Genomic DNA, 5774 nt, shown 5'->3' on the forward strand with positions numbered 1-5774 from the left:
GATCGACTGAATGAGGGGGGTCAATTTTGGACGCCGATCCTCCCTGCTAAGGGGTCAAAATTGCACGCCGATTCACATCATTGCTGGCCGGCAGTGCGGTGAATGAGGCGCTCGCGCTCAAAACCGAAGCTGCGCAGCTACAGGCGCAAGCGTCTGACCAGTGGGCGTACTACCAGGCCAAAGGCATCAAGGCCGTCGTTCTGGAATCCCAGAAAGCTGTTCTTGCCGGCATGCAGAAGCCGGCTTCTGCAGACTTCGAAAGGGACCTCTCGCGCTACAAGGACGAGCAGCAGGCATCTCAAAATAGGGCCCAAGCATTCGAACAGCAGCGAGATGAGAAGAACGCGGTCGCTGATGACCTGATCCGTCGCCACCATTTCTTCGCTTATACCGTAGCACTGTTGCAGGTCGCGATTGCCCTAGGCGCCGTGGCTGCATTGACGCGAAAGCGACTAGCGTGGCTGGGCTCGACAGCGTTGGGGCTTGTCGGCGCCGGAGTCTTCGTCTGGGCAGTGGTCGCAGGTTAGCGTCACTCATGCAGGAAACTAGAGAGCCCGCTGCCGGGGAGGAGGTGGCAACGGGCTCAAATCGAACGCGGCGCGGGAGGAGGATGCGCCGCTATCGGATGTCGGGTCTCATCTGGGAGGAGTAGACGGCCGACAGGGGTGCATCTAAGTACCCGGCAGGCATCCGGCAACAGGCTATCTGCCGCAGGTCCGGATTGTCGCGGCCTGGAAAAGGCTGCGCAAACCAGCGAAGACAATCGCCAAGCCGGGGTGGGGAGCGAGCGGTCAGCCATTGCTAGACGATGATGCCTGTCACGCCTTACCCGCTGAGCCTCACCTCAGCGCGCTGGTGCGTACCAGATCTCGCAAATCTGTGTCTTGCCGAAAGTATCGTAGTCGCCGCCGTAGAATGATGAGGAGACCTTTCTGGCACGCGACCATAGACAGCAGCGCGACCAGCAAGAGGGGCGCCGCTGGCAATCGCGTGAGGGAGTTTAAACGCGGCCTGCTTCACCCTTACCAACACATCCGAAAATATGGTTAATGCTTTCCGGCAGGCCCACTGAGCCGGGTCTTTGCTATCGCATCCCGCTCTCCGGCTGAGAGCAAAGGGCCTCACCACCGTGGTCGAACTTGCCGCCCAGGTCGGGGCAGGACTGGAACGACGTACACCGGGAGAGACGTGGATGAATACTGAAGTATCGTGAAAGTGCGCCTGCCCTACGCGCAAGCCCTGACTATGGACACGTTGTTGTCCCCGCCGCCTCAGCTGCTCTTGGCAGCGGCCAGACCACTCGATAGCAATCGAAGGACGCGTGTCGCGCAAAACCCGCATAGCGTCAGCGTCTGATCGATGATGCCGCGGAAACAGAAACGGCCAGGCCAGTCGCGGCGTCGGCGGGCGAACGCAATATCAGATCAGGCGGCTGGCCTGCCGCGCGGCCGGCCGATCATGATCTTCTTCTTGGGCATGGGCAGTAGGCCTTCGCGCTGGGCCTGCTTACGAGTTGCCTTCCTTCTGCGTCGAACCGCTTCGGCCTTCTCGCGCACCCGCTTCTCGGATGGCTTCTCGTAAGCGCGGCGCTGCTTCAGTTCTCTCAGCACGCCCTCGCGCTGCAGCTTCTTCTTGAGCACGCGGAGTGCCTGGTCGACGTTGTTGTCACGAACGAGTACTTGCAAGATGCATCCTTTCCAGGGTGGAGCGTTTTGCCCGAGCGACTGCACGGCGGAACACGACAGTCGAGTGGCCCGTCAGCGAGACGGAGCCTTGCGGCCACGCGGCGTCTTTGGGGCGGGCGAAGGAGCGGTTGCTTCTCTTGCGAGTCGAAGCTCTCGCAACCGATCCGTCTTGGCCCTTGTTCGCCCCGGCTTCGGCGTTGATGATAGCGCGCGCCGTGGCAACTGTATTGATCAGCAGCCACGCTGTCGGGCCGGCGAAGGGGACACCTCGCCTGTCCTTGTCGAAGCTGCGGCTCCCATTCGGGAAAGCAATCGTCACGGCCGCTGTATCCGCTGCATGGGTGTGCGTGCCGAGGATACGGCGTGTATTCTGCTTCCCGAGACCGAACGGCGATTGAGCGACATCATCTTGTCGGGTGTCAGTACCTCACCGCTTCACGTCGGATCGGCCCGGCATGTTGGCATTGGCGGCTGCCTTGAGCTGGCTGCCGAATGAAGATTCAGGCTTGAGCGGAGTCTTTTCCTGCTTCGGCTTTCGGATCTCGCGATTGCTGCGTTTCTGTCCCTTGGCCATGGCCGAACGTCCTTTCGATGAGAGCGGCGCCGTCTCCGGCAGGTGATATGCGTACCGGTTCGAGACTGTCCTGCGTCGTCACCCGCTCATGACGTTCGTCGTCGCTTCGGATGCGGTATTGGGGCGACTCTCCTCTCGCTGGGAGTGTGCCGGTGATGCGATAGATGTCCGCGAACTGTGAGGTTTGCCCGAACCCGCCCTTCAGCCGAACAGCCTGCCCGACAGTAAAGAGATGCGTCGTGGGATCGCGGCGGATCGGACGGGGATGGCGCTGAAGAGTGCTTGCAGCGGTCATGATTGCTTGTGGTCCTTTTCGAGTGCGGCATCGAGGTCCGCAGGATTGATCGGTACCATCTGGTGCGTCGCGCCTTGCTGGCCGATCCCAGGCAGATGGATGAATGTGCCGACGCGATGCCAGGCAATCCTGGACAAGCCCTCTATCGATTCTTCATCATGATCGACGCGGTAGTCACCGGCCGGTTGCGGCGCATCGAAACCCGGCAGCAGGAAGACGGACGAGAAGCTTACGACGGTCTGTGTGGTGCGGCTGGTCATGGTGGTGACCTCCACGGATTCGCCTCTCGTATCGTCCATCCGAACTGGAACGATGCCTGATGCTGCCAGTACATCCGTGGTCAGCGCCGGCGTTCATTCCAGGTTCGAATGAAGTAACACGCCGCACCGTATCGCACGGCGTTTGCTATCGACAATTCGGGGGTAAATGGCGGGTCTCTGACACCGCGAAGCCAAATCGGCCAAATCAACGAGTTCTACATATGCGCCTTGATTAGGTTTCAAGCAAGCCACGCTGCATATTATTTCTTGGGCGAAAAATTTCGAGCGATGCACGCCAGAGTCAGCCCGAGAGGATACTTACCGATGTGACGGGGCGCTTCGCGCCGTCTCCTGATTGGAGGGGTCATCATGCCTCCAATGCTGCTGACAGATCTTTCTCAGCTCCGAACGCACTTGTCCGTTTGCAAAGGCATCGGCCGCCTCCGTGAAGCCTTCGGATGTGAGGGCCGCAACAATCGTGATGCAGTCGATATGCCGCCCGCTCGCCGCCAACTCACGAGCGCGATCATAGAGGCTAGTCCTGTCCACAATTCCCCACCTAGTGATTCCCGTCCAAGCTCCCCACCGACACAGCCAGCCCGCTGAAAACCCTGCAAACGCACTACTGACCACTTGGTTCCCAATTAGGTGTGGACGCATAAAGCGCGCAGCCATAGCCGGATGGACTGCGGTACGCCGGGCCGACGCCGCTAAAGCACAGCACGTGTCGGCTTGATCCAGCTTTTAGCCGTAGTGATGCTTCGGCTTGGGCCCGCTGCCGGTGAACTGGACTCCTACGCGTTCGCCTCGACGCCATCTGACCTTCGAATAGTAGGCCACTCCGTCTGTTGGGACGTAAAGAGTGAATTCTGTTGGAATCTCGACGCCCAAGGGGACGCGAAGTTCAGCGCCATTCGAGTGCTGGTTTCGAATCGTGCATGAGATTTCGGACTTCGACAGATCAATGATGATCGTCGCTCCCTTGAGGACGCGTTGCCGGTGCTCACGAGCTGTCGATTCGTCGGAGGCGTCCTTCATTACAGCCATTAGGGCCTGCCCGGGCAGACCCGCAAACGGACCATTTCGTCTTCGCTCATGATCCGGTAATCCTTCTCATGCACTGTCGAAGCCGGGTTGTCTAAGACCCACTCATCTCCAGTGTTAACGGCTGCTAGAGACGGTCAGTCTCCATCTGCCGCCTACTTCCAAGCCGCGCGTGTTCATACGGGCGGCTTCCTTTTTCAGCAGCCTTGCCGAGCCGTGTGAGGGAGTCTTGGCCGCGTACGCACCACCTGAACGCGGCCTGCTTTAACATGGCCAACACATCCGAAAATATGGTTAATGCCCGCTCTCCGGACAGCCAAGGGCCTGACCACCGTTGTCGAACTGCCGCTCAGGCCAGGACTGGAATGACGTTCATCGCGAGAGGCTTGCATAGGCTGGGTCCGGTTCGAATAGCATGCCCAGAGTGCTATCCCGAGATAAATCCGGGCCGCTTGTGCAGTGACTACAACGCCGAACGCGCCGTACTGACCGACACCTCGCCTTTGATGTCGGCCAGGCCAGGCTCGCATAGCGAGGATCATCCGCTTCAACGGAATTCAGGAGAAGGTGCATTTGGGCTTGCGAAAACACGCAAGGTCGGTAAACGGCAAACAACGCCGCTTGCCATGGAGTGACCAGTGTCCCCTAACGAACGTAATGAAGATCTGGTCCGTCTCACTTCGGACGTTGTATCGGCCTACATATCGAACAATGCCGTTCCTCATTCTTCCCTACCCTCGCTGATTTCTGAGGTTCACGCATCCTTAACCAGGCTGGGAGCCGCTCCTCAGGAAGCGGTCGAGGAGCCGAAGAAGCCCGCTGTTCCGATCAAGAAGTCGGTGACGGACGATTACATCGTGTGCCTCGAGGACGGGAAGAAGTTCAAATCTCTAAAGCGCCATCTGTCGACCCATCACGGCATGACCCCCGACGAGTACCGTGCGAAATGGGGTCTGCCTTCCGACTATCCTATGGTTGCTCCCGGCTATGCGGCTGCGAGGTCTGCGCTTGCTAAGAGCATGGGCCTTGGACGGAAGCCCGCGCCAGAGGTCAAGCCTGCAAAGGCCAAGCGTACGCGTAAGGCGTAAGCGGAGACCTGGCGGGATGGCATTGTCGGCATCAGCACCCGCCCGCCACCCTCGATGACGACGGTCCCTACTCCTGGAGTGACTTCACCCTGGGGAGCTACGGAGTAGATGACGCAAATATCCGCCCTGACGCCGAGCAGTGCGTGAGAGATTTCATTCTCACTGGTCGCGAGCACAACAAAATGGGCGCCTTTCTGGCGCTCCTCGACGACCAGATTGTCGGGTCGGCGGCCTGCGAGGTACAGCGGTTGCCCTATCCCGACGTCACGATCCCGTCATTTCGCAAGTTCGGTTATATCTGGAGCGTCTACGTGGTGCCGTTCGCACGCGGACAAGGTATCGCATAGTTCCTGATTCAGGACGCTCTGCACTATCTGCGCACCATCGGATGCACCAAGGCGGTCCTGCATGCGTCGGGAAGCTGGCTAAGGTGTGTATCACTCACTCGGTTTCGAGGATGCATCCCGAAATGCGGCTTGATCTGAAGCCCGCGCATCCATCCGAATAGTCGGCCGCGTCATCAACCATCAACGAAGAGGTCACATCGCTGCCGGCTCGCTCGCTGATGTGGGGAAACTTCGACACGCGGCAACCCTCCGACCAGTCCGCGGTGGTCCGGTCGGGCATGTTGCTATGCTCCCAAGAGCGGTCATTCCGCATCTCACCCATTGCGGACGCCGGCAGGAGACCCCGTCGGTGGCCTTGTTAAGGTCCGCATTGCAGGCGGCCAAATAGTCATCGTCATCGCACTAGAGCGAAAACAAAAGCAAAACAGCGAAATTGCTTTGCCTTTTCAAAGGCTTGCTCACCTGCTATAGTACCCGAATA

General features: G+C 59.3%; 7 protein-coding genes. 3 read left to right on the top strand and 4 right to left on the bottom strand.

The genetic code is table 11. The features are described from left to right. The first annotated feature begins 80 nt into the window (after positions 1-80). Complete coding sequence (locus tag HUI96_RS28900) at positions 81-527, top strand: DUF4337 domain-containing protein (protein ID WP_237684468.1); 447 nt, start codon at positions 81-83, stop codon at positions 525-527. Positions 528-1424: 897 nt separating this feature from the next. On the opposite strand, the gene rpsU is transcribed toward HUI96_RS28900, so the two are convergent. The 4 genes from rpsU to HUI96_RS28920 form a co-directional block, all read right to left on the bottom strand. Continuing rightward, a complete protein-coding gene (rpsU, locus tag HUI96_RS28905) occupies positions 1425-1685 on the bottom strand; it encodes a 30S ribosomal protein S21 (RefSeq protein WP_188258154.1) in 261 nt (86 codons plus the stop codon). Between the two features lie 500 nt (positions 1686-2185). Further along, positions 2186-2554, bottom strand: a complete 369-nt coding sequence (locus HUI96_RS29790; RefSeq protein WP_337918712.1) for a hypothetical protein — start codon at positions 2552-2554, stop codon at positions 2186-2188. After that, positions 2551-2814, bottom strand: coding sequence for a hypothetical protein (locus tag HUI96_RS28915; protein ID WP_188258156.1), 264 nt, complete (start codon positions 2812-2814; stop codon positions 2551-2553). The genes HUI96_RS29790 and HUI96_RS28915 overlap by 4 nt, the downstream gene beginning before the upstream one ends. Positions 2815-3558: 744 nt before the next feature. Further along, positions 3559-3861, bottom strand: coding sequence for a PilZ domain-containing protein (locus HUI96_RS28920; protein WP_337918714.1), 303 nt, complete (start codon positions 3859-3861; stop codon positions 3559-3561). Between the two features lie 635 nt (positions 3862-4496). On the opposite strand from HUI96_RS28920, the gene HUI96_RS28925 reads away from it, so the two are divergent. Together HUI96_RS28925 and HUI96_RS30000 are read left to right on the top strand one after the other, a co-directional pair. After that, positions 4497-4946 carry a MucR family transcriptional regulator gene (locus HUI96_RS28925; RefSeq protein WP_188258157.1) on the top strand — a complete coding sequence of 150 codons (450 nt, stop codon included), beginning with the start codon at positions 4497-4499 and terminating at the stop codon, positions 4944-4946. 143 nt (positions 4947-5089) lie between these two features. Beyond that, a complete protein-coding gene (locus HUI96_RS30000) occupies positions 5090-5293 on the top strand; it encodes a GNAT family N-acetyltransferase (protein WP_188258158.1) in 204 nt (67 codons plus the stop codon). Positions 5294-5774: the final 481 nt, after the last annotated feature.

The sequence above is a fragment of the Pseudaminobacter soli (ex Zhang et al. 2022) genome, from assembly GCF_014595955.1.
Lineage (GTDB): Bacteria > Pseudomonadota > Alphaproteobacteria > Rhizobiales > Rhizobiaceae > Kumtagia > Kumtagia pseudosoli.